The 24,189-nt window shown below is 68.2% G+C and carries 22 protein-coding genes; 10 read left to right on the top strand and 12 right to left on the bottom strand.

Annotated elements, in window-relative coordinates; genetic code table 11:
- Positions 1-8 precede the first annotated feature (8 nt).
- Positions 9-2,627 carry a DUF3772 domain-containing protein gene (locus ABIE41_RS06055; RefSeq protein WP_192644951.1) on the bottom strand — a complete coding sequence of 873 codons (2,619 nt, stop codon included), beginning with the start codon at positions 2,625-2,627 and terminating at the stop codon, positions 9-11.
- 268 nt (positions 2,628-2,895) lie between these two features.
- The gene (locus ABIE41_RS06050; RefSeq protein WP_192644950.1) at positions 2,896-4,044 is read right to left on the bottom strand and encodes an ROK family protein; all 1,149 of its coding nucleotides are present in this window, start codon (positions 4,042-4,044) and stop codon (positions 2,896-2,898) included.
- 230 nt (positions 4,045-4,274) lie between these two features.
- Between ABIE41_RS06050 and ABIE41_RS06045 the strand changes: the two genes are divergently transcribed.
- Both ABIE41_RS06045 and ABIE41_RS06040 read left to right on the top strand, forming a co-directional pair.
- The gene (locus ABIE41_RS06045; RefSeq protein ID WP_192644949.1) at positions 4,275-4,751 is read left to right on the top strand and encodes a DUF2938 domain-containing protein; all 477 of its coding nucleotides are present in this window, start codon (positions 4,275-4,277) and stop codon (positions 4,749-4,751) included.
- A 31-nt stretch (positions 4,752-4,782) separates the two neighbouring features.
- The gene (locus ABIE41_RS06040) at positions 4,783-6,018 is read left to right on the top strand and encodes a metal-dependent hydrolase family protein (RefSeq protein WP_192644948.1); all 1,236 of its coding nucleotides are present in this window, start codon (positions 4,783-4,785) and stop codon (positions 6,016-6,018) included.
- Between the two features lie 119 nt (positions 6,019-6,137).
- Here ABIE41_RS06040 and ABIE41_RS06035 read toward each other — a convergent pair whose 3' ends face one another.
- Genes ABIE41_RS06035 through gloB form a run of 3 tightly spaced genes read right to left on the bottom strand, consistent with a single transcriptional unit; the run spans position 6,138 to position 8,141 of the window.
- On the bottom strand, positions 6,138-6,905 hold the full coding sequence (locus ABIE41_RS06035; protein WP_192644947.1) for a GNAT family N-acetyltransferase: 768 nt from the start codon (positions 6,903-6,905) through the stop codon (positions 6,138-6,140).
- Positions 6,905-7,363, bottom strand: a complete 459-nt coding sequence (locus ABIE41_RS06030) for a cupin domain-containing protein (RefSeq protein ID WP_192644946.1) — start codon at positions 7,361-7,363, stop codon at positions 6,905-6,907. Before ABIE41_RS06030 ends, ABIE41_RS06035 begins: the two co-directional genes overlap by 1 nt.
- Before the next feature lie 13 nt (positions 7,364-7,376).
- Positions 7,377-8,141: a hydroxyacylglutathione hydrolase gene (gloB, locus tag ABIE41_RS06025; RefSeq protein WP_192644945.1), complete on the bottom strand. Its 765-nt coding sequence runs from the start codon at positions 8,139-8,141 to the stop codon at positions 7,377-7,379.
- Between the two features lie 128 nt (positions 8,142-8,269).
- On the opposite strand from gloB, the gene ABIE41_RS06020 reads away from it, so the two are divergent.
- From ABIE41_RS06020 to ABIE41_RS06005, 4 genes are all read left to right on the top strand, one after another.
- Positions 8,270-9,037 carry a class I SAM-dependent methyltransferase gene (locus ABIE41_RS06020; RefSeq protein ID WP_192644944.1) on the top strand — a complete coding sequence of 256 codons (768 nt, stop codon included), beginning with the start codon at positions 8,270-8,272 and terminating at the stop codon, positions 9,035-9,037.
- A gap of 106 nt (positions 9,038-9,143) precedes the next feature.
- Positions 9,144-10,097 carry an acetyl-CoA carboxylase carboxyltransferase subunit alpha gene (locus tag ABIE41_RS06015; RefSeq protein WP_192645141.1) on the top strand — a complete coding sequence of 318 codons (954 nt, stop codon included), beginning with the start codon at positions 9,144-9,146 and terminating at the stop codon, positions 10,095-10,097.
- Positions 10,098-10,271: 174 nt separating this feature from the next.
- Positions 10,272-11,711 carry a murein L,D-transpeptidase family protein gene (locus ABIE41_RS06010; RefSeq protein WP_354191801.1) on the top strand — a complete coding sequence of 480 codons (1,440 nt, stop codon included), beginning with the start codon at positions 10,272-10,274 and terminating at the stop codon, positions 11,709-11,711.
- 206 nt (positions 11,712-11,917) lie between these two features.
- On the top strand, positions 11,918-12,838 hold the full coding sequence (locus tag ABIE41_RS06005; protein ID WP_354191800.1) for a TorF family putative porin: 921 nt from the start codon (positions 11,918-11,920) through the stop codon (positions 12,836-12,838).
- Between the two features lie 69 nt (positions 12,839-12,907).
- On the opposite strand, the gene ABIE41_RS06000 is transcribed toward ABIE41_RS06005, so the two are convergent.
- Entirely contained in the window at positions 12,908-13,390 is a 483-nt protein-coding gene (locus ABIE41_RS06000; protein ID WP_192644942.1) for a MarR family winged helix-turn-helix transcriptional regulator, read from the bottom strand.
- Positions 13,391-13,456: 66 nt separating this feature from the next.
- Between ABIE41_RS06000 and ABIE41_RS05995 the strand changes: the two genes are divergently transcribed.
- On the top strand, positions 13,457-14,425 hold the full coding sequence (locus ABIE41_RS05995; protein ID WP_192644941.1) for an alpha/beta fold hydrolase: 969 nt from the start codon (positions 13,457-13,459) through the stop codon (positions 14,423-14,425).
- On the opposite strand, the gene hemH is transcribed toward ABIE41_RS05995, so the two are convergent.
- Entirely contained in the window at positions 14,341-15,405 is a 1,065-nt protein-coding gene (hemH, locus tag ABIE41_RS05990; protein ID WP_192644940.1) for a ferrochelatase, read from the bottom strand. The genes ABIE41_RS05995 and hemH overlap by 85 nt on opposite strands.
- 274 nt (positions 15,406-15,679) lie before the next feature.
- Here hemH and ABIE41_RS05985 point away from each other — a divergent pair, with 274 nt between their 5' ends.
- The 3 genes from ABIE41_RS05985 to ABIE41_RS05975 all read left to right on the top strand — a co-directional run bounded on the left by ABIE41_RS05985 (position 15,680) and on the right by ABIE41_RS05975 (position 18,176).
- Positions 15,680-17,200, top strand: a complete 1,521-nt coding sequence (locus tag ABIE41_RS05985; protein ID WP_192644939.1) for a bifunctional metallophosphatase/5'-nucleotidase — start codon at positions 15,680-15,682, stop codon at positions 17,198-17,200.
- The gene (gene ung / locus ABIE41_RS05980) at positions 17,197-17,895 is read left to right on the top strand and encodes a uracil-DNA glycosylase (protein WP_192644938.1); all 699 of its coding nucleotides are present in this window, start codon (positions 17,197-17,199) and stop codon (positions 17,893-17,895) included. Before ABIE41_RS05985 ends, ung begins: the two co-directional genes overlap by 4 nt.
- A gap of 89 nt (positions 17,896-17,984) precedes the next feature.
- A complete protein-coding gene (locus ABIE41_RS05975) occupies positions 17,985-18,176 on the top strand; it encodes a hypothetical protein (RefSeq protein WP_192644937.1) in 192 nt (63 codons plus the stop codon).
- Positions 18,177-18,194: 18 nt separating this feature from the next.
- Here ABIE41_RS05975 and ABIE41_RS05970 read toward each other — a convergent pair whose 3' ends face one another.
- The 5 genes from ABIE41_RS05970 to ABIE41_RS05950 all read right to left on the bottom strand — a co-directional run bounded on the left by ABIE41_RS05970 (position 18,195) and on the right by ABIE41_RS05950 (position 23,917).
- A complete protein-coding gene (locus ABIE41_RS05970) occupies positions 18,195-19,427 on the bottom strand; it encodes a phenylacetate--CoA ligase family protein (protein WP_192644936.1) in 1,233 nt (410 codons plus the stop codon).
- A gap of 79 nt (positions 19,428-19,506) precedes the next feature.
- Positions 19,507-20,355 carry an ABC transporter ATP-binding protein gene (locus tag ABIE41_RS05965; protein ID WP_192644935.1) on the bottom strand — a complete coding sequence of 283 codons (849 nt, stop codon included), beginning with the start codon at positions 20,353-20,355 and terminating at the stop codon, positions 19,507-19,509.
- A 117-nt stretch (positions 20,356-20,472) separates the two neighbouring features.
- Complete coding sequence (locus ABIE41_RS05960) at positions 20,473-21,804, bottom strand: ABC transporter substrate-binding protein (protein ID WP_192644934.1); 1,332 nt, start codon at positions 21,802-21,804, stop codon at positions 20,473-20,475.
- A 108-nt stretch (positions 21,805-21,912) separates the two neighbouring features.
- On the bottom strand, positions 21,913-22,992 hold the full coding sequence (locus ABIE41_RS05955; RefSeq protein WP_192644933.1) for a branched-chain amino acid ABC transporter permease: 1,080 nt from the start codon (positions 22,990-22,992) through the stop codon (positions 21,913-21,915).
- A 10-nt stretch (positions 22,993-23,002) separates the two neighbouring features.
- A complete protein-coding gene (locus ABIE41_RS05950; RefSeq protein WP_192645140.1) occupies positions 23,003-23,917 on the bottom strand; it encodes a branched-chain amino acid ABC transporter permease in 915 nt (304 codons plus the stop codon).
- Positions 23,918-24,189 lie beyond the last annotated feature (272 nt).

Genomic DNA, 24,189 nt, shown 5'->3' with positions numbered 1-24,189 from the left:
CCATCGCATCATTCCTTGCTGTCGTCCTTGGCGGGTTCGGGCGGCGCGGGCGGTGGCGGCGCAGGCGCAGCCTCGCTCTCCTCCTCCTCGACGGGCGGCGCCGGCCGGCGGCGCGCGCGCGCAGGCGCTGGCTTCGCCTCGGCCGCAGCGCGCGCCGGGACGGCCGCGCCTTCGCGCGTGACCGCGGCGGCGATGCTGCCCAGCGACTGCTCGACCCCCTCCAGCCCCTTCACCAGCAGCTCCGGCGTACCCGCGGCGGGCTCCATCTCGGTCAGGCGCTTGTGGAGGGCGAAGTTCAGGTCGCTGGTGACGCGACCGACGATGTCGACATCCGCCACCACGCAGACGAGATCGAAATCCATCGTCGAGGTGCCGATCTTCTTGAACAGGATCGCCGGCGGCGGCTTCTGCATGACGTCGCCATGGGCATTGGCGACCTCGCCCAGCATCGTCCGGACATCGCCGGCATCGAGGCTGCGCGGGACCGAGAGCGAGATCAGGATGCGGCCCGTGCGGTCGTTGCGGACGCGGTTGCGCACCACGCCGGAGACGAGATTGGAGTTGGGCACGATCACCGAGGAGCGGTCGAAGGTCGCGATCTCGGTCGAGCGGACATTGATCTTCTTGACGATGCCCTCGGCGTCCCCGACCACGACCTGGTCGCCCACGCGGATCGGCCGCTCCCAGAGCAGGATCAGCCCCGAGACGAAGTTCGAGACGACGGACTGCAGGCCGAAACCGATGCCGACCGAGAGCGCGCTCGCCACCAGCGTCAGGCGCTCGAAGCTGAGCCCCAGCGCCGAGACCGCCAGCGCCACCGCCGCGAGATAGCCGACATAGCCGGCCGCGGTGGTGATCGAGTTCCGCAGGCCCGTGTCGAGCTGCGTCGTCGGCAGGAACTTCACCTCGAGCCAGCCCTGCATCGAGCGGGTGGCGGTGAGGCCGGCGGCAAAGAGCAGGCCGGAGAAGATGATCGAGGACAGCGAGATCGTGACGCCGCCGACCTGGAAGCCGAAGAAGGCCGCCCGCAGCGAGGTGAAGAAATCGGTCGATTCCAGCCCCCAGGGCGCCATCACCAGCAGGAAGGCGATGACCACCAGCATCAGCTTGAGCACGCCGGCCGTGATCACCGCGATCTTTTCGAGCGTGTGGGCGCGGATGCCGAGCCCGGCCTTGAGCGTCAGGGCAAGGCGGCCCTTGCCGGTCATCGCATGCGGGATGCCCTGGTCGACGAGCTGGTAGGTCAGCAGCACGCTGCAGGCGACCATGACGATCCAGATCACCTGCTCGGTCAGGAACGAGGCGAAGACGACGTAACCGCTGAGGACCGCGAGCGAGAGCGCCAGCCCGACGATCCAGCCGAAGATGCGGATCGGCCCGAGGCTCGCACCCTCGACCGCGACATAGGGGCCAAGACAGGCCTCCTCCTCGATCTCCTCATTGTCGCGCAGCCGGTAGAGCCCGACGACCAGCGTCACCGCGAACACGACGACGAGGATGCTCCGCAGGATGATCGAGACCGCGAGGCCCGCGGCGATCGCAGTCAGCCAGGCCTCGAGCACCTTGCTGGCCGACAGAACCAGAGCCAGCGACGTGCCGAGCCAAACGACCGTCGAGGCGGTCGAATCCATCACGCTGACGAGGCGGCGCTGCGGCTGGCTGGGCGCAAACAGCGCATCGAGCAGCGCCTGGACGAAGGCGACGACGGCGAGGCCGGCGACAACCGCGGCCACGACGGGCTGGATGCGCGGCGGCAGCAGCCCCGCCGTGTTGAGCGCGGCATAGATCAGCCAGCTCGCCAGGGCCGGCGGCGCGGCGCCGGCGACGACATGGGCCAGCGCGACATAAAGGCAGTGCAGGCTGTCGCGGTCCTGCGTGGTGCTGAAGCGCGCCTTGAACCGCGGCAGATAGCGCCGACGCAGATAGTAGAGCAGCACCGCCCCGATGAAGGCGAGGATGACGAGCCCGCCGCGGGCGCCCGACATCGCATCGCTGACGCCGGAGAGCCAGCCCCCGAAGATGTATCCGGAGGCGCGCAGGTCTTCCGGGACCGTCGACAGCGCATTGCCCCACATGTCCGGGCTGAGCACGCTCGGTCCCGCGGCAAACAGGGCCTGGGCGAAGAGCGCGCGGCGGCGGTCGCCGATCGCCGTCTGCAGCTGCTCCGCCTGCAGGAACGCGGCACGGGCGATCTTCATCGTCTCGTCCGCATCGGCGAACGCCTTCAGCCTCGTCTCACGTTCGCGCAGCACCTCGGCGCTCTCGGGCGGCGCGGAGGCGTCGGGTTTTGGCCCCAGCTGGTCGAGCCGGATCTTGGCCTGCTCGACGCGCGGCGTCTGCTCCTCGATGAGCTGTCGCAGCTGGTCGAGCGAGGGCTGGAGTCGCATGCGCTGGCGCTGCAGCTCGGCCTCGGAGGCTGTCGGCGCGGCCAGCGTCGCCTCGATCTGGGTCAGCTCGAAACGGATCGAGTCCAGCCGCGCCCGCGGCGAGGAGGGATCGACCGCCGGCTGCTGGGCGAAAGCCTGGACGGCGCCGAGAAGCAGCGCCAGCAGCATTGCCGCCAGAAGGGGGAGGCCGCGCCCCGGCGCGGGCCTCGGGACGGGGGCTGGCCCGCTGCGCGCTGCCATCACGGTTGGCCCTCGTTCGGAAAGATGATTCGACGCTGGCTCGACCGTCGCCACAGCTTCGCCCGCAAGGCAAGCGCGGGCAGGACAGGCCCCGGCGGGGCGAAGGCGGTGAGAAGCGTCGAGCGGCAAGCGGCAATCATCCGGATGGAGGGCACACCCGGGCGGAAGCGCCGGGTGGCGACGCTTCCTTCCATGCCAAACCGGACATCATCATGGCGAGGTCGTCACCGCATCGAGCGGACGACCGCGATCAGCGGCATATCCCGCGTCAGTCCTTGCGCGCCTTGCCGGTCTCGCCCTTGCCCTCGCGCTTGCCTTTCTTGCCGGACTTGCCGTTGCGATGCGGCTTGGCCCGGTTGTGATAGCTCGCATTGCCGAGCCCGGTGCCGATGGTCAGCACCGCCCAATGCTCGACATCCTGCATCGCCGGCATTTCGCTCAGGCCCTGGATCACGGCATCGTTGTGCATGGTCACGAGGGTCTCGTGGTCGCCGATCATCGGCACCAGCGCTTTCACGCTGTCGACGAGGTTGAAGCGGCTGCTTTCCCAGTTTCCGGGCAGGTTCTGCGCGCCACGGTCGATCGTGCCGTCGGGCTCGATCAGGCCGGGGCAGCCGATGCCGATAAACGGCGCGACCCTCAGCCCGTCCTTCTTGGCCTGCTTGATCTGCTCCTTGAGCATCTCGCCAAGCCGCGCGATCGCCTTGTCCCGGCTGGTCTCCTCATCGGCATGGCGCCACAGTTCTGAGGATGAGACCCGCGCCTTGCTCAGGTCGGGCGCCTTGTCCTGGCGCAGCTCGACGATGCCGGCACGGATGTTGGAGCCGCCGATATCGACCGCCACCAGGCTGTCGAAGGCCTCGAAGATCCATTTCGGTGCCAGATGCGCGCTGCCGACCAGACCGGCCTCGTCGGGGTGATGGCTCACGGGCACGAGATCGATGCTGTGCCCATCCGTGCTCAGGATGATGCCGGCGCGTCCGATCGCCAGTTCGCCGACGCGGCTGTCGCGAAAGCCCCCGCCGACGACGATGCGCTCGACCTCGGCCCAGCTCTTCAGCCGCACGAAGCGCCGGATCACGAAGGCGAGCGACTGCGCAAAACGCTCGATCGCGCTGAGAACGAGCGCCGCCTCATGCGGATCGCCATCCTTCAACAACGCATCGAGATCGCGCTTGCTGATCTCGGCGGTCTCGCCCTGCAAGGGATCGGCGCTCTGCTCGCGCAGATGACGGCGCAGCGCATCGAGATGCTCGACGAAGGCCCCCCGACTCGCCTTGTCGCCGATGAAGCCGTCGTCGTCGCGGATTTCGAGATTGTAGCCGACGACGCTGACGGACGGCAGCTCCAGCGCCCCATGCGGTCCGTGCGGCCGCGCCTCGCCCGAACGCCCTGCTCCTGCCGTGGCAGTTCCCATCGCATCACCCCCCGTTTGTGGTCCCAAGGCGCAACCCGGGAGGGCGTCGCGAGGTTCCGCAGCCTGCGGGACGGCGTGGCGCGCATGGCCTGCCTGCGCCCGCCGCGGCGCTCGGCGCCCCTTGCCCGGTTGACCCGCCGGCCGGTTCTCCGCTCCATGACGTCCCTGCAGAAAGACGCCGCCAACCGGCGCGAGACGCGCGGGCTGCAGCGCGCTGGGGGGATGACGGAATGGATCTGCTGATCAGGACGGTGCTCATCGGCATCGGCGCCACGGCCTTGCTCGATCTCTGGGCGATGCTTCTGAGGCGCGTCTTCGGCTTTCCCCTGCCGAACTGGGCCCTGGTCGGTCGATGGTTCGCGCATCTGCCCCGCGGACGCTTCCTGCACGAGGACATCACCCGCTCGGAGCCCGTCCGCAACGAGCTCGCGATCGGCTGGATCGCGCATTACGCGGTCGGCATCCTCTTCGCCGGCATCGTCGTTGCCTTCTGGGGCGCGAACTGGGTCCGCAACCCGTCCTTCCTGCCGGCCTTGATCGTCGGCCTCGCCACGGTCGGCTGCGGCTGGTTCATCCTCCAGCCCGGCATGGGCGCCGGCATCGCCGCCTCGAAGCGGGCCAATGCCAACACGCTGCGGACCCTGAACATCGTCGGCCACACCGTCTTCGCGGTCGGCCTCTGGGGCACCGCCCTCCTCATCCGCTGAATTCCAGCTTCCTCCTGTCGAGACTGACATCATGGCCAGCACGCTCTTCACCAATGCCCGCATCGTCGACGGCACCGCGCCGGAGGCCGGCGCTCCCGTCAGCGTCCTCGTCGAGGGCGGCACCATCCGGGAGGTCGGCAAGGCCGTTTCCTCCGCCAAGGCCAAAATCGTCGACCTCAAGGGCAAGACCCTGATGCCGGGCCTGATCGACGCCCATGTCCATGTCGTCGCTGGCGTCGCCGATCTCGGCCGCAACGCGCAGCTGCCGGATTCCCTCGTCACCGCCCGCTCCTTCGTGATCATGCGCGAGATGCTGATGCGCGGCTTCACCACCGTGCGCGATGTCGGCGGCGCCGATTTCGGCCTGAAGCAGGCGACCGAGGAAGGCCATTTTCCGACGCCGCGGCTGGTCATCTCCGGCAAGGCGCTCAGCCAGACCGGCGGCCATGCCGATTTCCGCGGCCGCTATGACGATGCCGCGACGCCGCTGACCCGCCACCGCCTCGGCGCGCTCGGCCGCGTCTGCGACGGGCTCGACCAGGTCCGCCGCGCCGCCCGCGAGGAGATGAAGGGCGGTGCCGACTTCATCAAGATCATGGCCAATGGCGGCTGCGCCTCGCCGACCGACCCGATCCATTTCCTCGGCTTCTCGGTCAGCGAGCTCGAGGCGATCGTCGAGGAGGCGCGGATGGCAGGAACTTACGTCTCCGCCCATGTCTATACCGACGAGGCGATCCGCCGCTGCGTCGAGGCCGGCGTCCACTCGCTCGAACACTGCAACCTGATCGAAGCCGAGACGGCCAAGCTCGCCGCCTCCAAGGGCGCCGTCGCGGTGCCCACCCTCGTGACCTACGACAAGCTGGTCTCCGACGGCCCCAAGCTCGGCTTCCCGCCGGATTCGGTCGCCAAGGTCGATGTCGTCCGCTCGGCCGGCATGAACTCGCTCGCGGTCATGAAGAAGGCCGGCCTCGCCATGGCCTATGGCTCAGACCTGCTCGGCGAGATGCACAAATATCAGTCTGAAGAGTTCGTCATCCGCGGCCGCGCCCTGCCCGCCCATGAGGTCATCGCCTCGGCGACCCATGTCGCGGCCAAGCTGCTCAGGCTCGAGGGCAAGATCGGCACGATCGCGCCCGGCGCCCATGCCGATTTGATCGTCGTCGACGGCGACCCGCTGAAGGACCTCTCGCTGCTGACCCGCCAGGGCAAGCACATGCCGTTGATCATGAAGGGCGGCGCCTTCATGAAGCGCGCCAGCCTGGGCTGAGGGCAATCGCGTCATGCTCGGGCGAAGACCCGAGCATCTCGTGACCAGATGTCTCCAGCGCCTCATCGAGCCGGGGATTCTCGGGTCTGCGCTTCGCTTCGCCGGAGAATGACGTTCATTCACGCCGCCAGGTCGAGCACCCGCGTCTCATAGGCGTAGAGCTGACGGAAGCCCATCGAGCCGTAGAGCCCGTTGGCGACGGCGTTGGTCTGGTCGACCTGCAGATAGGCCTGCCGGCAGTCCATCGCGCGGCCCCAGCCCATCAGCCCGGCGATCAGGCGCCGGCCGAGTCCCTGGCCGCGATGGGCGGGATCGACCACGACGCTGCCGATCTCGGCCATGCCGCGCTCGGCGACGCTCATGCCGTAGGCCACCGGCTCGCCCGCGATCAGCCAGGTCGCGAAGGCCGCCGGCAGCCGCACGCCCTCGACGATCGCCGCGAGCTTGCCGGCATCGGCCTTGATGCCGCTCTGCCGTGCTGCCACCCCGGCGATCCAGTCGGCACTCGGCCGCGCCTCGATCTGCAGGTCAGGCTCGATCTCTGCCTTCACATCGTCGAGCGCGCGGATCAGCCCAAAGGAGGCGTCGCGCACGACGTAGCCGCGCGCCTGCACCATCGCCAGCGTCGCCTCGCCGACGAGCGGCGTCAGCCGGATGCAGGGCGGCAGCCCGTCCGACCGGAACAGCTCCTCGATCAGCGACAGCGTGTCCTCGTCGAGCTCGGCGCCGGGCTTCAGCGGCGAGGCGGAGTTCGCCCGTCCGGAATAGCCGCCCGCGAAGCGCACCACCCAGTCGTCGATCAGCAGCGTCGCCGGCGAAGGCCAGGCATTGACGATGCGCCGCTCGCAATCGAGCACGAGGTCGAGCTCCGGCACCGCATCGGCCATCACGCGGCTCCTCCGGATTGACGCGGGGTCGGCCGCCAGCCGGGCGGCGCCATCTCGAAACCGTCGAAGGAAAACCCCGGCGACACGGTGCAGCCGACCAGCGTCCAGGCGCCGAGCGAGGTCGCGCTCTGCCACCAGCCCGCCGGCACCACGAATTGCGGCCGCTGTCCGGCGGCGAGATCGCTGCCGAGATGATGGGCCGAGGCGTCGTGCCCGTTGGGCGAGACGCTGATCACCAGCGGTGCACCGGCATAGTGGTGCCAGATTTCGGCCGCGTCGCAGCGATGCCACTCGGAAGTCTCGCCCGTATCGAGCAGATAGTAGATCGCGGTGCCGACGCTGCGGCCGTCGATCTCCTTCGGGTCCCGGAAGGTCTCGCGGTAGTGTCCACCCTCGGGATGAGGCTTCAGCTCGAGCAGGCGGATCACTTCCGCTGCGGTCAGGCCGTTGAGTGTCATGCGGGACGCCCCTTCAGAACCGGTTCTTGGCTTCGCGCAGCGCGGCGAAGACCTCGCCCGCCGGCGCGCCCACGAGCCCGACCGCGGCCGCCAGCGAACCCTCGCCGGCGCGGAAGAACGGGTTGGTCGCGGCTTCCTCGGCCACCGTCGTCAGGGCCCAGAACCGGCCTTCCGCCTTGGACGCCTCGGCTTCGGCCAGCCTTGCGGCCAGCGCCGCATTGGCGGGTTCCATCGCCGCGGCGAAGCGCGCATTGGACAGCGTGTAGTCATGGCCGGCGAGCAGGCGGATGTCGCCCGGAAGGGCCATCAGCCGCGACAGCGAAGTCCACATCGCCGCCATCTGGCCCGGCTGGACGCGCCCGCAGCCCATCAGGAAGACCACATCGCCGACGAAGGCGAGCTTCTCGCCGCGAGAGACGAAGCTCAGATGCCCGTCCGAATGGCCCGGCGTATGCCAGATCTCGAAGCTCACTCCGCCGAAGGACACCGCATCACCCTCGGACAGGATGCGGTCGAGCGGCGCCTGGCCGGCGGCATCGGCCGGGCCGCAGACCTTCGCGCCGGTCGCCTGCTTGACGGCGGCGACGCCTTGCGTGTGGTCGGCATGGGCGTGGGTGACGAAGATCTCGCTGATCGTCCAGCCCTTCGCCTGGGCTGCCGCCATCACCTGGCCGGCGTCGGGCACGTCGATGGCGGCACAAGTGCCGCTGGCGGGGTCGTGGAGCAGCGCCCCGGCATTGTCGCCGAGCGTGCGGAAGACGTGGAGATCGAGTGCCATCGGGGCCTCCGGAAAGCCGTTTGCCTGTCGCGCATACCCAATGCCGCCGCCCGGCACCAGCCCGCCGGCACGCGCGGCGGCATCCCTGCCCTTGCGGAGCCCGCGGCGACATCACATCTCAGCGACGCATGCCGCTCGACGTCGCCGATCTGCGCAGCTTCTACGCCAGCCCGCTCGGCCATGTCGCGCGGCGCTTCATCGGCACGGCCATGCTGCGCTTCTGGCCCGACTGCACCCGCCAGCGCGTGCTCGGGCTGGGCTACGCCACCCCCTATCTCTCGGTGCTCGGCATGGATGCCGAGCGGGTGATCGCCTTCATGCCGGCGGCGCAGGGCGTGGTGAACTGGCCCCATCAGGGCCTCTCGGCCTCCGCTCTGGTCGAGCCGACGCTGCTGCCGCTGCCCACGGCCTCGATCGACCGTGTCGTGCTCGTCCATGCGCTGGAGGAGACCGAAAGCCCCGACGACCTGATCGAGGAGGTCGGCCGCGTGCTGTCGCCGGGCGGTCGGCTGATGCTCGTCGTGCCCAACCGGCGCGGGCTCTGGGCGCGCATGGACGGCACACCCTTCGGCCAGGGACGTCCCTTCAGTCGCTCCCAGATCGAAGCGCTGATGCGCTCGGCCGAGTTTTCGCCCGAGGGCTGGCGCGAGGCGCTTTATGTTCCGCCCTTGCGCCGGCGGCTCCTGATGCGCTCGGCAGCCGCCTGGGAGCGTCTCGGCGCGAGCCTCGCGCTGCCCTTCGCGGGCGTCCACGTCATCGACGCGACCAAGCAGGTCTATCGCCGCGTGCCGCTGCGGGCGACGCGGCGCAGCTTCGCCTTCCGCCCGATCCTGCTGCCGCAGCCCACCCCGGCCCCGCGCATCGGCAGGGATCCGGACCGCCTCCCGCCGGGTTGACAAAGAACCCGCCGCGCGACCAAGGTCCGCCGCTTTTCGCGAGCCCGGTTCCGCATGACGCTCGATGCGCAGGGACCTCCCGGCGCGGAACCTGAACTGGACCACGATGCGAAGCTATCTCGATTTCGAAAAACCGGTCGCCGAACTGGAGGCGAAGGCCGACGAATTGCGGGTTCTCCAGGCCAAGGGCGAAGGCTACGCGCTGGCTGACGAGATCGGCCGGCTCGACGCCAAGGCCGGCCAGGCGCTGAAGGAACTCTATGCCGCGCTGACGCCCTGGCAGAAGACGCTGGTTGCCCGCCATCCGCAGCGCCCGCATTTCAAGGATTACTGCGCCGCGCTGATCGAGGAGTTCACGCCTCTCGCCGGTGACCGCGCCTTTGGCGAGGACGAGGCCATCGTCGGCGGCTTCGGCCGCTTCCGGGGCGAGCCCGTCTGCGTCATCGGGCAGGAGAAGGGTGATTCGACCGAGACCCGCATCCGGCACAATTTCGGCATGGCCAAGCCCGAGGGCTATCGCAAGGCGGTGCGCCTGGTCGAGCTGGCCGACCGCTTTGGCCTCCCGGTGCTGAGCTTCGTCGACACGGCCGGCGCCTATCCGGGCATCGAGGCGGAGGAACGCGGCCAGGCCGAGGCCATCGCCCGCTCCACGGAGACCTGGCTTGGCCTGCGCACGCCCAGCATCGCGCTCGTCATCGGCGAGGGCGGCTCGGGCGGCGCCATCGCGATCGCGGCCGCCAGCCGCGTGATGATGCTGGAACATGCGATCTACTCGGTGATCTCGCCGGAAGGCGCGGCCTCGATCCTTTGGCGCGACACCGCGCGCGCCCAGGACGCCGCCACCGGCATGAAGATCACTGCGCAGGACCTGCTGAAATTCGGCATCATCGACCGGATCGTCAGCGAGCCGACCGGCGGCGCCCATCGCGACCGCGAGGCCGTGATCGGCCGTGCCGGCGATGCGCTCGCCTCGGCCCTGCAGGAGATGGCGGGGCTGTCCCAGGACGAACTCGTCGAGCGCCGCGCCGAGAAGTTTCTCGCCATCGGCCGCAATCTCTGAGGGGCCAGGCCGGCGATGCGGCCCTTAACCTCGTCTTGACCATGGCCTTGTGGCCGCCCGTTGTGGTAAGGAAGCTTCAAGGCTAACGCTTCTACAACACGTTGGCGGGCACAATTTGGCCGCCTTGCGAAGTCAGAGGTCAGGCCCTGGCCGGCCCTTCGAGGATATGACGACGTGGCATTGAAGCAATTCGCGCTCGTAGCTTTCGTTGCACTGTCCCTGGCGGCCTGCGAGGAAGACCGTTACCGCGGCTCCGCCCGGCACAACATTCCGATCCCGTCCGCGACCTACACGCTGATGTCCGAGAAGGGCATGAGCAAGGACCAGCCCATCCTGATCCGCTCCTACAAGAAGGAGTCGGAGCTCGAGATCTGGAAGCGCAAGGCCAACGGCCAGTACGCCCTGCTCAAGACCTATCCGATGTGCCGCTGGTCCGGCCAGCTCGGCCCGAAGGTCCGCGAGGGCGACCGCATGGCACCCGAAGGGTTCTACGCCATCTCGCCGGCGCAGATGAACCCGAACTCTTCCTATTACGTCTCCTTCAACATGGGCTATCCGAACGCTTTCGACCGGGCCCATGGCCGCACCGGCTCGCACCTGATGGTGCACGGCGCCTGCTCCTCGGCCGGCTGCTATTCGATGACGGACGACCAGATCGGCGAGATCTACGCCCTCGTCCGCGAGGCGCATAACGCCGGGCAGAGGGCGGTGCAGATGCAGGCCCTGCCCTTCCGCATGACGCCGGAGAACCTCGCCAAGCACCGGCTCGATTCCAACATCGCCTTCTGGAAGAACCTGAAGGAAGGCACCGACTATTTCGAGGTCACGGGCGACGAGCCGCAGGTCGGCGTCAATGGCGGCCGCTATGTCTTCAACGGCAATGGCGATCCCAGCGTCGTCCAGGCCGTGCAGCGCAAGCGCCAGCAGGACGAGACGCAGGTCGCGGCCCTCGTCGCCAAGGGCACGCCGGCGATCAAGCTGATCTATGACGACGGCGACCAGCACGGCTCCTTCAAGCGCACGCTCGTCGCCAACGGCTCGGACTCGCTGAACCGCTCCGTCTCCTGGGCCTCGCGCGACGTCGGCGTCAGCCGGCCGGATGCTCTGACGACCGGTCCGCGCGTCGTCGTGCTCGACGACAAGGGCAAGCCGAAGGCGACGATCCGGGCGGAATCGGCCGACAACGAGGTCGTGCTGGCCGCGGTCGCCGCAGCCGGCGCCGAGCCGGCGGCCAAGCCCGAACAGGCGAAGCCCGAAACCGCCAGGGCCGAGCCGGCCCGCGCCGAGGCGCCCCGCGTCGCGCCGGCTGCTGCGGCCACCACGCAGCTCGCCCGCGTCCAGCCGGGCGCCGCCGCCCCGGAACCCGTCACCACCGGCTCCTTCGGCACGGCCTCGGCCGAGAGCGAGCCCTTCTACCGCCGTGCGCTGAGCTTCGTGCCGGTGATCGGCGCAAGGCCCGCCGAGGCGAGCGCCGCGGCGCCTGTCGCCTCCGTGGTGCCCGCGTCGCCGACCGAGGTCGTTGCACCGCTGCCGCCGCGCCGCGCCGACAAGCTGCGCACCAGCCAGCTCGACCAGCCGGCCGCGGCCTTCGCCAGCCAGCCGACGACGCGCTGAGCGACGCTGCCGGCGTGGCTTGAAAGCCACACCGGCGGATGCTTCGTCGGCTTCGTCGATTTCGAAGGCATGAAAGCCCCGCTTCGCGGGGCTTTTGCTTATTCGGCAGGCAAGGTGGCGAAAAGCTCGTCTTGCCCAAAATGGCGAGTAAGCGGCTTCATTGTGACGAAAGCGCGCAAAGGGGCGCGCCGACGCGCACGGAGCAGATGATGGTCTTTGATATCCTGAGGTCTTCGGTCACGGGTCTGTCCCTGTCCCTCGCCGCCTTCGCGGGCGCCGCGCAGGCTGCGGATCTGCCGAGCCGGAAGGCTGCCCCCGTCGCCCCGATCCCGCCGAGCATCACCTGGATCGACGCCGCCATCAGCGTGAAGGCGATGACGGACTACAACTTCCGCGGCATTTCGCAGACCGACCGCAAGCCCGCCATCCAGGGCGGCGTCGAGCTGCAGTTCTACAACAACCTGGTCTATGCCGGCGTCTACGCCTCGAACCTCGACCTGGTGACCCGTCCAGACGCCGAGATCGACTTCTACGCCGGTATCCGTCCGAAGTTCGGCGACCTGACCTTCGACTTCGGCGTGTGGCAGTACTACTACCCCGGCGAGAAGCAGTTCATCTTCCCCGCCGGCGTGTTCTGGACCCCGAAGAACACCGACTACACCGAGGTCTACGGCAAGGTCTCCTACACCTACAAGGACAGCCTGACCGTCGGCGCCAACGTCTTCTACGCCTGGGACTGGCTCGGCACCGGCGCGAGCGGCACCTACGCCTCGATCACCGCAAAATACGCCCTGCCCTTCCTCGAGGGCCTCTCGGTCTCCGGCGAGTTCGGCCATTACTGGCTCGGCCGCACCAACCAGGCGATCTGGTCGACGACGCCGCCGACCAACCTGCCCGACTATCTCTACTGGAACGCGGGTGTCTCCTACACCTACAAGAACCTGACGGCCGACGTTCGCTACCACGACACCAACCTGTCGAAGCGCGAGTGCTTCCTGAACACGACCGACCCGCGCGGCGTGATCAGCGGCTCGGCCAGCTCGAAATGGTGCGGCCCGACCGTCGTCGGCACGCTCTCCTTCGACATCACGGCGAGCAGCCTCGGCATCTTCGCCCCGGCGAAGTAAGCCGCCTCCTACCGTCTACCCCGAAGGGCCGCTCGCGAGAGCGGCCCTTTCTCGTGCCCCGCGCTCTGCCTAGCGGGCCATGGAGGCCGCGATCCGGCGCATCATCTCGCCGACGGCATCGCATTCGGCATCGCTGAGAACGGTCATCATCGCCTCCAGCCGCTCGACATGGATCGCCATGGCCCGGTCGGTCAGCGCCTGCCCTTCGGGCGTCAGCCAGAGCCGGCGCAGCCGACGGTCGGCCTCGTCGGCCCGCCGCTCGATCAGCCCGCGCCGCTCCAGCTCCGGCAGCAGCATGCTCATCGCGCTGCGCCCGACCAGCAGCTTCTCCGCCAGCGCCTGCTGCGTCAGGCCCGGCACATGGGCGATATTGGCCAGCACGTCGTAATGCGCGACCTGGATGCCGAGCGGCGCCAGCGCCTCCCCAAACACCTTCTTCCAGAGCTGGTGCACGCGCGCGACGGCGATCCAGTTGCGGAAACGCGGCAGATCCCAGGGGCGAACCGGGCCGGCCGTCTCGACCGCGACGACCTCTTGCTTTTTGTTCACCATTGAACATACTCGTTCAGCATTGAACAAATCGAGGTCAGCATCATGTCGGACTTGCTCCTGCGTCTCATGCGGCCTCTGGCCCGCCTCGGCGAAAACCTGGCCCCCGGCTTGACCGGCCGGATCGCGTTTCGCCTGTTCTGCACCCCGCCACGCCCCAAGCAGGGCAACCATCGGGCCGCCTCGGTCAAGTCCCTCGCAACGCGGCTCGAAGCCGGCACGCCCCTTTCGGTCCCTTTTCCCTGCAGCTCGGTCGCCGCGCGTCTGTTCGAACCGCCGCAACGCGACGGCGTCGGCACGTTGCCCTGCGTGATCCTGCTGCATGGCTGGACCGGGCAGGCGGCGGTGATGGCGGCGTTCATCAAGCCTTTGCTGAAGGCCGGCTTGAGGGTCGTCGCCTTCGACCTGCCGGCACATGGGGACTCGACCGGCGCGACCCTCGACCTGCCCACCGGGGTCGCGAGCCTGGCGGCGGTGGCGCGCGCGGTCGGCCCGGTCGAGGCGATCGTCGCCCACTCCTTCGGTGGTTCGATCGCACTGGCCGCGCTTGCCGGAACGCTGCCGGCCCAGCCCCGTATTGTCGCCAGGCGCCTGGTGCTGATCGCGCCGCCTTCCTCGATGCGGGAAGTCGCGGGCTGGTTCGGTGCGCGCATCGGGCTCGGCCCGCGCGGTCTGCAGGCGCTGGAGGCGCGCATCCATACGGTCGCGGGCGTGCCGGTCACCGCCTTCGCAGGCGCTGCCCAGTTGCAGCGTTACGGCGGGCCGACACTGCTGCTGCATTGCCGGGACGACCGCGAGGTGCCTTTCGCCCATGCACAGGCGCTGGCGGATGCCGGGCCCTTCGTTCGGCTGGAGGCCCAGAATGGTCTCGGGCACCGGCGCATCCTGACGGCGCCGCGGGTTGTGGCGCTGGTCGCGGATTTCGTGACCGGCCGGGCGGAACCTGCCCTGGATCAGACCCAGCCCATCAATTCGCGGCGCACCACGGCCTCGATCGCGTCGACGCCCGCGGGTGAATCGTTCAGGCAGGGCAGATAGGCGAACTGCTGGCCGCCATTGTGCATGAAGATCTCGCGGTTCTCGACATCGAGCTCTTCCAGTGTCTCCAGACAATCCGCCGAGAAGCCCGGCGCCACGATCGCCATCGACTTGACGCCCGACGAGGCCAGGCTCTTCACCGTCTCGTCGGTATAGGGCTTCAGCCACTCGTCCGGTCCGAAGCGCGACTGGAAGGTCATCTTGAAGCGCTCGCGGCTGTAGCCCAGCTCCTCGCGCAGCAGCCGCCAGGTCTTGGCGCAGTGGCAGTGATACGGGTCGCCCTTGAGCAGGTAGTCCTTCGGCATCCCGTGGAAGGAGCAGAGGATGACCTCGGGGTCGAAGTCGAGCTTGGCCAGCGAGGCACGCATCGAATCGGCCAAGGCTTTGATGTAGGCCGGGTCGTCGTGATAGGGCGGCGCCACGCGAACCGCCGGCTGCCAGCGCATCGTCATCAGCGCGCGGAAAGCCTGGTCGCAGGCCGTGGCCGAGGTCGGCGCCGCATATTGCGGATAGAGCGGCACCATCAGGATGCGGTCGCAGCCCTGGGCCAGCAGCGCCTCCAGCCGGCTCTTCACGTCGGGCAGGCCGTAGCGCATCGCCCAGTCGAACACGAGGCGCTCGCCATGCTCGGCAGAGAGGCGCGCCGCGAGCTGTTCGGTCTGCGAGCGGGTGATCGTCTTCAGCGGCCCCTCGTCGCGCTCGTTGTTCCAGACCGAGGCGTAGTCCTTGCCCTTGCGGCTGGGGCGCGTCGTCAGGATCACGAGGTTGAGCAGCGGCCACCACAGCCAGCGCGAGGTCTCGATCACGCGGCGGTCCGAGAGGAATTCCTTGAGATAGGCCCGCATCGGCCAGTAGGTCGTGCCCTCGGGCGTGCCGAGATTCATCAGCAGCACGCCGATGCGCCCGGTGCGAACCGGCGGATGGTCGGGCGGGAGCATGACGGCTCTCATGTCGGCGGCCGGCTTGGTCTGGACTGTCATGATCGCGGATGTCCTTCAGGCACCGGCCGGGGACCGGGAACGCGGCTTGCGGCAAGGCCGGATGCGAAATTCACGCCCGTGGCGACGGATCGCCCGGGCGGTCGCCTCCGCCGCAGCCGTGATTTAGACGAGTTACCAGTTTCGTCCAGTGTCGCGCAAAGGGGTGCGACATCACATGACGCCGCGGAGGCCGCGGCGCGGCACCCGGTTCCGCTGGTCAGCATGGCTCAGGCTTTGCTACTCTGGAGGCGTTCTCAAGCAGAGGCTCCCTCGCATGACCAAGCTTACCCGCCGCAACGCGCTCGGCGTCCTCGCCGCCCCGGCCGCGCTCGCCGCCACCGCCCCGGCCGCGATCGCCCAGACTCCTGCGCCGGCCTTCACCCTGCTGCTGGTCAACGACATCTACAAGATGAGCGACGACAAGGGCCGCGGCGGCTTCGCCCGGGCGGCGGGCATCGCCAGGGCCGAGCGCGCCAAGGGCGTGCCGCTGCTCTTCTGCCATGCCGGTGACTGCTACTCGCCCTCGCTGATGTCGGGCTTCGACCAGGGCGCCCATATCGTCGCGATGCAGAACAAGATGGGGCTCGACGTCTTCGTGCCGGGCAATCACGAATTCGACTTCGGCAAGGAGAACTATCTCAAGCTCACCGCCGCACAGACCTATCCCACCTTCGCCGCGAACCTGCGCGACGCCGCCGGCCAGCCGCTGCCCGGCCACAAGGATTCGCAGCTCTTCGAACTCGGCGGCATCAAGGTTGGCGTCATCGGCACGACCTACGACCCCACGCCCCAGATCTCGAACACCGGCGACCTGAAATTCTCCTCCACCATGGAGGCGCTGCGCCGCGAGGCCAAGGTGCTGAAGAGCCAGGGCGCCGACGTGCTGGTCGCGGTCGTCCATGCCGACCGGGCCATGGACAACGAGATCGTCCGCTCGCGCGTCGTCGACATCCTGCTGACCGGCCACGATCATGACCTCGCCATCGCCTATGACGGCAAGGTCGTGATGGTGGAGTCCAACGAGGAGGGCAACTACGTCACCGCCATCGACGTCGCCGTCAGCGTGCGCGGCGAGGGCGCGGCCCGTCAGGTCTCCTGGACGCCGACCTTCCGCGTCAACGATTCCCGCGCCGCGACGCCCGATCCCGAGGTCGCCGCCCTGGTGAAGGGCTACGAATCCGAGCTCTCGAAGGAGCTCGACATCGACGTCGCCGTGCTGGCCTCTCCGCTCGATTCCCGCACCGGCGTCATCCGGACCCAGGAGGCGGCGATGGGCAACCTCATCGCCGACGCCATCCGCGCCGCCACGGGGGCCAAGCTAGCCATCACCAATGCCGGCGGCATTCGCGCCAACAAGCAATATCCGGCCGGCCACAAGCTGACCCGCCGCGACGTGCTGAGCGAGCTGCCCTTCGGCAATGCCACCGTAATGGTCGAGATCACCGGCAAGGACGTGAAGGACGCGCTCGAGAACGGCCTGCGCGACGCGCCCCAGGGCGCCGGCCGCTTCCCGGTCGTCTCCGGCCTGAAATTCGAGGCGGATCTGAAGCAGCCGCAGGGCTCGCGGGTCATCGCCGTCACGGTCGACGGCCAGCCGATCGACCCGGCCGGCAAATACACCGTCGCCTCGAACAACTTCATGCTGGAGGGTGGCGACGGCTACACGGCGCTGGGGCGCGGCAAGACGCTGATCGGCCTGACCGACGGCAAGCTGATGGCCAATGAGGTGATGGTCTATCTGCGCAAGCTCGGCACGATCGATGCCAAGGTCGAGGGCCGGGTCGTCCTGAAGTGAGCTGCCTTGCTGCGCTCGCCGCTTTTCGCGCGAGCGCAGGAGCGGCGGGCTGGGGCGCGCTGCCGGTCTTTGCCCCCGGCGGAGCGGCGGAGCGCGCCTGCACGGCCGTCGATGCCGAGCGCGAGGCCGGCCATGTCGTGGCGCCGGCGCCGGAGCGGGTTTTTGCGGCATTGGCGCTGACGCCGCTGGAGAGCGTGCGCGTCGTCATTCTCGGCCAGGACCCCTATCCGACGCCGGGCCATGCCAACGGGCTGGCCTTCTCCTATGTCGGGCCCCCGCCGCTGCCGCGCTCGCTGGTCAACATCTTCCGCGAGCGCCGCGACGATCTCGGCCTCGTTCCACCCGCCGATGGCGACCTCACCCCATGGGCACGTCAGGGCGTGCTGCTGCTCAACACGGCGCTGACCGTGCGCGAGGGGGCCTCGAAAGCCGGTTCACACCTGCTGCTCGGCTGGGGCGCGGTGACCGATGCGCTGATTGCCGCCGTTTCCGCGACGCGGCCGCATGTCGTCTTCATCCTCTGGGGCAAGCCCGCTCAGGCCAAGCGCACCCTCGTCGACGAGAGCCGCCACCAGGTGCTGGAAAGCCCCCATCCGTCGCCGCTGTCCGCCAGCCGCGGCTTCTTCGGCTCCCGGCCCTTCTCCCGTGCCAATGCCTGGCTGGAGCGGCAGGGCGAGGCGCCGATCCGCTGGTAAGCGCCTCCTCCTGGGCCAAGGAACCTCCGTAGGTCGAGCGACGTTGCTTGCACGAACGGCAGGGGCTGTCAGACCTTCAGGAGGACGCCATGCGTTTGGAAGCCAAGGAATATGTCGCATTCGGCCTGATCGCCGTAATGATGCTGTCGCCGCTTGCCGCTGCGGTTTTCAGTGCGGATTTGCCCGAGCTGCAGCACAAGGCCCGTACGGACCTGATCCAGCCGGATCCCGCCAAGGCTCCCACCGGCGCTCCCCCGCCCCCAGGTGCGCCCCAGCAGTAATGGCGTCAGCCGGGCGCCTCAGCCGACGGGGCGCTCGTCCGCGATGACCTTGCCGTCATTCGGCAGCGAGCCCAGCGGCAGGATTTCGACCAAGCCTTTGAGCTTGGTGACCTGCTGCAGGGTCGACGACATCGCATCGATCAGCCCCGCCGGCTGGGCGTAAATCTCGGCCTTCAGCGTCATCGTGTCGGCCTCATTGGCGCGGCCGACGACGAGGCGCAGCTTGTGCACCTCGCTGTGACGGCGCGCGATCTCGGCGACCTGCTCGGGCCGCACGAACATGCCCTTGATCTTCGCCGTCTGATCGGCGCGGCCCATCCAGCCCTTGATGCGGGCATTCGTGCGCCCGCAGGCGCTTGCCCCCGGCATCAGCGCCGTGAGGTCGCCGACTGCGAGGCGGATCTGGGGGTGGTGCGGGTCGAGATTGGTGACGACGATCTCGCCGACTTCGCCTTCCGCCACGGGATTTCCCGTGCCCGGGCGGACGATCTCGACGATCAGGTTTTCGTTCAGCACCATCCCCTCGCGCGCCGAGGTTTCGTAGGCGATGATGCCGACATCGGCCGTGGCGTAGAGCTGATAGGCGTCGATCCCGCGCTCGCGGACCCAGGCCTGCAGCGAGGGCGGGAAGGCGGCGCCCGAGACCACCGCGCGCTTGATGCAGGAGATGTCGACGCCACGGGTCTCGGCGGCCTCGACCAGGATCTTCAGGAAATCAGGCGTGCCGGCATAAGCCGTCGGCCGGTAGGCGGCGATCACCTCCATCTGCTGCTCGGTATTGCCCGGCCCCGCGGGAATGACGGCACAGCCCAGTGCGCGCGCACCGGAATCCATGATGAAACCGCCCGGCGTCAGATGGTAGCCGAAGGTGTTGAGCACGATGTCGCCGGGCCGGAAGCCGGCCGCGAACAGCCCGCGCGCCGAACCCCAGGGATCGGCCCCCGTCCCTTCCGGCTCGAAGATCGGCCCCGGCGAGGTGAAGAGCCGGCCGAAGCCGCCGGGCGAAACGGACACGAAGCCGCCGAAGGGCCAGGCCTCCTTCTGCAACGCCGGCAGATCCGCCTTGCGCAGCACCGGCAGGGTGGACAACGCATTGCGGTCCGTGATGGCGGCGGGATCGATGGCGCCGAGATGCCGTGCATAGGCAGGCGCCTGCATCGCAGCCGCCAGCACAGCCGGGAGCCGCGCGAACAGATCCGCCTCGCGGGCGTCGGCCGCGCGGGTTTCGAGAGCGTCGTGATGCTCGGTCATGGCGCGGTCCCTTCCGTCACGATGGCTCGGCGCCGTCTGGCAGGCCTGGCCGGTTCGTCATTGCGCGGGAGCGTCCCGCTCACGACAGCCACCGCTTGCGGCGCTTGTAGCTCTTCACCTCGCGGAAGGACTTCTTGTCGCCCTCGGATACGCCGAGATAGAACTCCTTCACGTCCTCGTTCTCGCGCAGCATCTTGGCCTCGCCGTCCATGACGATGCGGCCGGTCTCCATGATGTAGCCATAGGTCGCGTAGCGCAGGGCCATGTTGGTGTTCTGCTCGGCGACGAGGAAGGACACGCCCTCCTCGGCATTGAGACGGCGCACGATCTCGAAGATCTCCTCGACGATCTGCGGCGCCAGCCCCATCGAGGGTTCGTCGAGCAGGATCATCTTGGGCTTCGACATCATTGCGCGGCCGACCGCGCACATCTGCTGCTCGCCGCCCGAGGTGTAGCCGGCCTGCGAGTTGCGGCGCTGCTTCAGCCGGGGGAACAGCTCGTAGATCTTCTCGAGATCACGCTTGATCGCGGCATTGCCGTCGCGACGGGTGAAGGCGCCGGTCAGCAGGTTCTCCTCGATCGAGAGATGGCCGAAGCAGTGGCGCCCCTCCATCACCTGGATGCAGCCGCGCCGCACCAGCTCGTTGGGCGACATCTTGTCGACGCGCTCGCCCTCGAAGGTGATCGAGCCCTTGGTGACCTCCCCGCGCTCGGCCTTGAGCAGGTTCGAGATCGCCTTCAGCGTCGTCGTCTTGCCCGCGCCATTGGCGCCGAGGATCGCGACGATGCCCTTGCGCGGCACCTGCAGCGACACCCCCTTCAGCACGAGGATGACGTGGTCGTAGATCACCTCGATGTTGTTCAGCGACAGGATCGTGTCCGCTGCGGGGGTCGTGGCGGTCGGCTGGGCGAGGGTGGCGGTGGACATGGCGGTCTCCCGGCGGCGGCCAGCATGCTGGCCTGGACAAGCCCCGCATCATCCCGGCTCGGACCCGGGACGACGGCGAGGCGGCGGCGGCCGGAGCGATCCGGCCGCCGCTTCAGCTCAAGACGACTTCTCGCAGGACTCCGTCCGCTTCGGCCAGTTGCCGGCCTTCTCGGTGTAATCCTTGGCGGCGGCCTCGATCAGCGGCCGGACCTCTTCCTTCATCGGCTCGAGCCAGTCGCCCTTCTTGGTCCATTTCGTGCCGTCCCACTCGGCCACATAGGCCTTGCTGTGGCCGGAATGGTCGGTGCAGGAGATCGTGGTCGGCGTGGCGAAGCCTTCCATGCCGATCTCCTTCAGGCGCGCCTCGGTGATGTTCAGCGACTCGAGCCCGCGGCGCATGTCCTCGCCCGTGATCACCTTCTTGCCGGTGATGCGCTGGGCGTTGCGGATGCCCTCGACCAGCAGCATCGAGTTGTAGACGCCGCGATTGTAGAGGTTCTCGCCGACCTTCTCCTTCGGCGCGAGGCTCTTGCCCTTCTCGACGACGAACTTCTGGATGTCCTGGATGACCGGGAAATTGGTGCCGGCCGCATTCAGGTTGAGCGACTTGTAGCCCTTCGCCTCCGGCCCGCCGGCGCGCGCATCGTCGTCGCCGCCAGCCCACCAGACGCCGACCAGCTTGTTGATCGGGAAGTTGTTCTTGATCGCCTCCTTGACCGCGGTCGGGTTCATCGCGCCCCAGCCCTGGTTGTAGAGGTAGTCGGGCCGGTCACGCCGGATCGAGAGCCAGAGCGAGCCCTGGTTCTGCATGTCGGCCGCGGCGACCGGATAGAGCTTGACCTCGAAGCCGTATTTCTTGGCGAGGTTCTCGAGCACCGGGATCGGCTCTTTGCCGAAGGGCGCATCGAGATGGATCAGGCCGAGCTTCTTGCCCTTGAGCTTGTCCATGCCGCCGAGCTCGGCGGCCATGTGCTTCACCATCAGGGACGCGCCGTCCCAGTAGGTGAAGGGCGGGATGAAGACCCAGGGGAAATTGGTGCCGTCGGCCGAGGCCGAGAGGCCGTAGGCCATCGACAGGATCGGGATCTTGTCGATATGGGCGCGCGGGATCGCGGCCAGCGTCGCACCCGTCGACCACGGCGAATAGACGACCGTGTTCTTCGCCTTCGCCTGCTCGTAGCACTCGATCGACTTCTTGGTGTCGTAGCCGGTCTCGCACTCCTCATAGACGATCTTGACGCCGTTCACGCCGCCGTCGCGCTCGTTGATCATCGTCATGTAGTCGCGCATGCCGTCGCCGATCGGGATGCCCGAGCCGGCGAAGGGCCCGGTACGATAGGCGTTGTTGGAGACGTAGATCGAGTCCTGCGCGGCGGCGGGGGCCGCGAAGCCGGCCGCGGCCAGCAATGCGCCGAGTGCGGCGCCCTTCATCAGATGCTGTGTCTTCATCGGTCGTCCTCCGTTCGTTTCCCTCCGGCGGTGGTGTCGAGACCCCGCCGGTCTTTTGTCCGCCCGCATCCTTGAAGGCCGATGCGGGTCGTCGTCCGGTCCGCCCCCTCAGTAGGGGAACGGCCATGTCCGCAGTTTCTGCTTCCCGATCTGCCAGAGCCGCGCGAGCCCGTGCGGCTCGACGATCAGGAACAGGATGATCAGCCCGCCGATCAGCATGAAGGTGACGTGCTCGGCCGTCGCGCCGGCCATCGGCACGCCCAGCGCCGGCAGGCCGAACTTCATCGCGGTGGGCAGGATCGAGAGGAAGGCGGCCCCGAAGAAGGAGCCGATCAGCGAGCCCAGCCCGCCGATGATGACCATGAACAGGATGTTGAACGACAGCCGGATGCCGAACACGTCGGCCGCTTCGCCGCCGCCATACCAGAGGAAGATCATCATCGCCCCGGCGACGCCCGCATAGAAGGACGACACCGCGAAGGCGAGGAGCTTGGCGTTGAGCAGCTTGATGCCCATCAGCTCTGCGGCGATGTCCATGTCGCGCACCGCCATCCAGGAGCGGCCGATCTTGCCGTGGACGAGGTTCGAGGCAAACCAGGTCAGCCCCACCACCAGCACGAGGCAGACAAAATAGCGCGTCTCCGGCGCGGCCGAGGCGCCCGTCACCGGAATCCCGAACAGCAGGCGCTGCGGCACCTCGATGGCGCCCGAGGCATTGTAGTTGAACAGCCAGGGCACGCGCACGAAGGCCCATTGCAGGAAGAACTGCGCCGCCAGCGTCGCCACCGCGAGGTAGAAGCCCTTGATCCGCAGCGAGGGCAGGCCGAAGAGCACGCCGATCGCCGCCGAGAACAGCCCCGAGGCCAGGATCAGCACGATGATGTTCACGTTCGGGAACATCGTCGTCAGCTTGTAGCAGGCATAGGCTCCCACCCCCATGAACGCCGCCGTGCCCAGCGAGATCAGCCCGGTATAGCCGGTGAGGATGTTGAGCCCGATCGCCGCCAGCGAGAAGACGAGGAAGGGGATCATCACCGAGGTAATGAAGAAGTCGTCCCCGAAATAGGGAATCACGACGAAGGCGATGGCGAGAATGATCGCCAGCCCGATCCGGTCCTGCCGGATCGGGAACACGGCCATATCGGCCTGGTAAGTGGATTTGAACTGGCCGGCCTCGCGGTAAAACATGTCCCGGCCCTCAAATCCGCTCGATGATCTTGTCGCCGAACAGGCCCTGCGGCCGGAACAGCAGGAAGCCCAGCGCGATGAAATAAGCGAGCCAGCTCTCGATGCCGCCGCCGATCAGCGGCCCCCAGTAGAACTCGCCCATCTTCTCGCCGATGCCGATGATCAGCCCGCCGATGATCGCGCCGGGGATCGAGGTGAAGCCGCCGAGGATCAGCACCGGCAGGGCCTTCAGCGCCACGATCTCGAGCGCGAAGGACACGTCCGAGCGAGCGCCCCACATGATGCCGGTGATCAGCGCGACGATGCCGGCGGTGAACCAGACGATGACCCAGATCTGGTTCAGCGAGATGCCAACCGAGAGCGCCGCCTTGTGGCTGTCGGCGACCGCGCGCAGCGCCCGCCCGATGCGGGTGTACTGGAAGAACAGCGCCAGCGCCGCGATCATCACCGAGGCGATCACCGCGGCGGCAATGTCGATCTTCTGCAGCGAAACCAGCCCGCCGAGGATCTTCAGGTCGATCGCGCCCTTGGGCAGATAGAGCTGCTCGGCGATCATCTGCTTGGGATTGCCACCGAAAACGGATTCGCCGAGCCCGATCAGGAAATAGGTGATCCCGAAGGTCGCCATGAACAGGATGATGTCGGGCTGGTTGACCAGCGGCCGCAGCACCACGCGCTCAATCGCCACCGCCAGCACGAACATCACGCCCAGCGTCAGGATCACCGCCAGGAAGGCCGGCACCCCCTTTTCGTAGAGCCCGACCAGCGTCAGCGCGGCGAACACCACCATGATGCCCTGGGCGAAGTTGAACACGCCCGACGCCTTGAAGATCAGCACGAAGCCGAGCGCGATCAGCGCGTAGAGCACGCCCGAGACCAGCCCCTCCCAGACGGTCTGGGCCAGCAGGTCCGGCGCCGACGCCATCTGCGCGAAGGGGTCGATGAAGATCTTGTAGAGCGTCCCCGATCCGTCGAGGCGCGCGCCGACGAGCGCGAAGGCAACGATGGCGGCCAGGATCAGGGCAGCCTTGACCCAGCCATTGGCGAGAAGGTTCGGCGCGGGCCGTGCGGCGACGTCGCTCATGGCTGCGCCTTCCAGTTCAATGGACCCTGAAACGAGCCCTCATCCTGAGGAGCCGCGCAGCGGCGTCTCGAAGGATGGACCAGCTCGCGGGTGAGGAGCCCTCCGGAGCATCC

The organism is Bosea sp. OAE506 (genome assembly GCF_040546595.1).
In the GTDB taxonomy this organism is placed as follows: Bacteria; Pseudomonadota; Alphaproteobacteria; order Rhizobiales; family Beijerinckiaceae; genus Allobosea.
This window is presented reverse-complemented; position numbering and strand designations above follow the sequence as displayed.

Excerpts from the sequence above, each read along its gene's own strand:
- ABIE41_RS06020 (WP_192644944.1), top strand. The coding sequence starts at position 8,270 with ATGCCGCTCGACGTCGCCGATCTGCGCAGCTTCTACGCCAGCCCGCTC.
- ABIE41_RS06030 (WP_192644946.1), bottom strand. The coding sequence starts at position 7,363 with ATGACACTCAACGGCCTGACCGCAGCGGAAGTGATCCGCCTGCTCGAG.
- gloB (WP_192644945.1), bottom strand. The coding sequence starts at position 8,141 with ATGGCACTCGATCTCCACGTCTTCCGCACGCTCGGCGACAATGCCGGG.
- ABIE41_RS06005 (WP_354191800.1), top strand. The coding sequence starts at position 11,918 with ATGATGGTCTTTGATATCCTGAGGTCTTCGGTCACGGGTCTGTCCCTG.
- ABIE41_RS05960 (WP_192644934.1), bottom strand. The coding sequence starts at position 21,804 with ATGAAGACACAGCATCTGATGAAGGGCGCCGCACTCGGCGCATTGCTG.
- ABIE41_RS05955 (WP_192644933.1), bottom strand. The coding sequence starts at position 22,992 with ATGTTTTACCGCGAGGCCGGCCAGTTCAAATCCACTTACCAGGCCGAT.
- ABIE41_RS06050 (WP_192644950.1), bottom strand. The coding sequence starts at position 4,044 with ATGGGAACTGCCACGGCAGGAGCAGGGCGTTCGGGCGAGGCGCGGCCG.
- ABIE41_RS05985 (WP_192644939.1), top strand. The coding sequence starts at position 15,680 with ATGACCAAGCTTACCCGCCGCAACGCGCTCGGCGTCCTCGCCGCCCCG.
- ABIE41_RS06040 (WP_192644948.1), top strand. The coding sequence starts at position 4,783 with ATGGCCAGCACGCTCTTCACCAATGCCCGCATCGTCGACGGCACCGCG.
- ABIE41_RS05970 (WP_192644936.1), bottom strand. The coding sequence starts at position 19,427 with ATGACCGAGCATCACGACGCTCTCGAAACCCGCGCGGCCGACGCCCGC.
- ABIE41_RS05950 (WP_192645140.1), bottom strand. The coding sequence starts at position 23,917 with ATGGCGTCGGCGCCGGACCTGCTGGCCCAGACCGTCTGGGAGGGGCTG.
- ABIE41_RS05995 (WP_192644941.1), top strand. The coding sequence starts at position 13,457 with ATGCGGCCTCTGGCCCGCCTCGGCGAAAACCTGGCCCCCGGCTTGACC.
- ABIE41_RS06055 (WP_192644951.1), bottom strand. The coding sequence starts at position 2,627 with ATGGCAGCGCGCAGCGGGCCAGCCCCCGTCCCGAGGCCCGCGCCGGGG.
- ABIE41_RS06000 (WP_192644942.1), bottom strand. The coding sequence starts at position 13,390 with ATGGTGAACAAAAAGCAAGAGGTCGTCGCGGTCGAGACGGCCGGCCCG.
- ABIE41_RS05965 (WP_192644935.1), bottom strand. The coding sequence starts at position 20,355 with ATGTCCACCGCCACCCTCGCCCAGCCGACCGCCACGACCCCCGCAGCG.
- ABIE41_RS06015 (WP_192645141.1), top strand. The coding sequence starts at position 9,144 with ATGCGAAGCTATCTCGATTTCGAAAAACCGGTCGCCGAACTGGAGGCG.
- ABIE41_RS06035 (WP_192644947.1), bottom strand. The coding sequence starts at position 6,905 with ATGGCCGATGCGGTGCCGGAGCTCGACCTCGTGCTCGATTGCGAGCGG.
- ABIE41_RS06045 (WP_192644949.1), top strand. The coding sequence starts at position 4,275 with ATGGATCTGCTGATCAGGACGGTGCTCATCGGCATCGGCGCCACGGCC.
- hemH (WP_192644940.1), bottom strand. The coding sequence starts at position 15,405 with ATGACAGTCCAGACCAAGCCGGCCGCCGACATGAGAGCCGTCATGCTC.
- ABIE41_RS05975 (WP_192644937.1), top strand. The coding sequence starts at position 17,985 with ATGCGTTTGGAAGCCAAGGAATATGTCGCATTCGGCCTGATCGCCGTA.